The organism is Vibrio sp. 10N.222.46.A1, from assembly GCF_041473595.1.
GTDB classification, from domain to species: Bacteria; Pseudomonadota; Gammaproteobacteria; order Enterobacterales; family Vibrionaceae; genus Vibrio; species Vibrio tasmaniensis_A.
Map to the genome: position 1 here is coordinate 1 of NZ_JBFRSN010001034.1, position 2171 is coordinate 2171.

Below are 2171 nucleotides of genomic sequence, written 5' to 3' on the forward strand. Positions count from 1 at the left end.
CAGAAATGATACTTCATCATATTTTAAAACAAAAAACTCATCGTAAGGCCTATTCAATAAAACAGTAATAGATGACAAAAACGTACAAGTAGCGTATAGCTTGGAGATATAACTAAAGTATCCGTTATTAAAAAAACTGAAATAGACCGTATAAAGAAAAAAGAACGGAAAAAACAACAATAGATTATCCACACCCGTCCACAAAGATAAAGATAGGAAAGTGGATTGTATATAAACACGCCATGATTGATTGAGATTGCGAGTAGTAAGAGGTGTAACTGAAAGAAACAGTGCTGCTAATATAAGTTGAATATTATGGTGATCAATAGAACCTGGCAGGAAATGAATAATTGAAGGAGAGGAAATAGCAAACATCATACTTATGAAACGATATTTGCTCCCAAAGTATTGGTCACATAAATAGAAACATGATAATGCGTAAAGTAACAAGTAAAACAATGGCACAACAGAAATCGAGATTGAATAAGCAAGACTATCATCAATTATAAATAGCAATGGGAAAGCGACTATAGATAACATTAGATCAGGAAACCGAGACCAATGAATAATAATGCCATCGAGAGCATTGAAATTACTCATCGGTTCTAAGTACCAATGACCACTTTTCATCCACGCTTGGAACTGAACATAACGCATATAATCATCGTTATCATTTAGATTGAGTGCGGATACTGCTTCCCACTTGTAAAACAGTATCACTGATGCGCAGGCAAACCAAAAAATAGAGATTACAATGACATCTTTATTAAAACTTTCACGGTTAGGCAATATAAAGATCCTTTTCATTGCACTAAAACTGGCGCTAAGTAGTTATTGCTTCATCTCTCTTACCTCTGATAGCGCTCTATTCAGATTTTCATTGGCGATTTTGTAATAAGAGGGTTTCTTATCAATAGCTTGTTGAAGGTAAGGAACGGCTTCATCTGGTCGACCTTGAATAATTAAAAAATACCCTACATTGTTCAGAGCTTCAGGTGCATCCATATGACGCATAAACACATTTATCGCTTTTTTCACATCACCTGATGCCAAATAAATGAGCGCAAGGTTGTTTTGAGCCTTTTCATTGTTCGGTTCTATCTCTAAAGCCGAACGAGTATATTGATACGCTTCTTTGTAGTTACCGTACATGTAATGGGAATACCCCATATTCAGTAGAGCTTTCACTGATGTCTTATCGATAGTCAGCGATTTTTTAAAGTATTCTTGTGCGATTTGATGTTTTCCATCGACATCTTCCAGCACGCCAATACCCATAAAGGCTGATGCAGGAGACATACTGTCAACCTTCAAAGCGGCTACTTCACTTTGACTTAAGGCTTGGTAATTTGTAATCGTTTCACTACTTTTTAAACGAACTTGGTCTGCATTGATCGCCTTAAAGAAATAGCTTCTTCCCTCATCTGTACGACGCTGTTTGGTATATAAAACGCCTAACTGCTCCAGCACTTCCGTATGCGCCGGGTTAAAATCTAATGCCGCCAAATACGCTTTTTCTGCCAGTGCATAATTGCCTCTAGATGAATGAATCCGGCCGATAGTAAACAACGTTTTATCGTGAAACTCTTGCTCAGGAAAAGACAGAGAACGAATGTATTCGTAAAGAGCTAAATCGATATTGTTATCCCTTAAAGCTACATCACCGCGCATAATGGCTTCTTTTTCACTGACAGGGGGATCGTCACTGGTTAAGGTGTCAATTGGCTTCCCCGAATACAACTCGGCATCAAACTGATTGGTTGGTTCATCAGAAGAGGCACACCCTAAAATTAATAACGGCAGTAAAAGTAAAACCATTCTATTCATTAGCATCATAAACCGACTCCTGGCGCACTCAATGCGTCCATAACAATCATCATCCCAGGTCCTAGGGCAACAATAAAAAAACAAGGCCAAATAAATAACAACATAGGAAATAACATCTTAGTGGGTATTTTTGCTGCAATTTCTTCCGCAGCTTGTTGCCGCTTATCTCGAAAATCTTCGGTATAGTCTCGTAAAGTTTGCGCCAAGCTCCCCCCCATTCTTGAGGCATGAGACAGCAAGGATACGAGTCCGTCTAACTCATGAAGTCCCGTTCGTTCAACGAGCTGACTCAAAGCATCTGGCATGGTGACACCTGCTTGTATCTTGGCAAAAACAGTATCCAA

General features: G+C 38.6%; 2 protein-coding genes and 1 pseudogene. All 3 read right to left on the bottom strand.

Features of this window, described 5'->3' with window-relative positions:
• Positions 1–807, bottom strand: a pseudogene (locus AB4496_RS23395) (hypothetical protein); the annotation flags it as partial.
• Between the two features lie 24 nt (positions 808–831).
• Positions 832–1836, bottom strand: coding sequence for a lipopolysaccharide assembly protein LapB (locus tag AB4496_RS23400; protein ID WP_009847489.1), 1005 nt, complete (start codon positions 1834–1836; stop codon positions 832–834).
• Positions 1833–2171 (bottom strand): type II secretion system F family protein (locus tag AB4496_RS23405; RefSeq protein WP_372132150.1); only part of this gene is annotated, 339 nt, incomplete at its 5' end. The genes AB4496_RS23405 and AB4496_RS23400, both read right to left, overlap by 4 nt.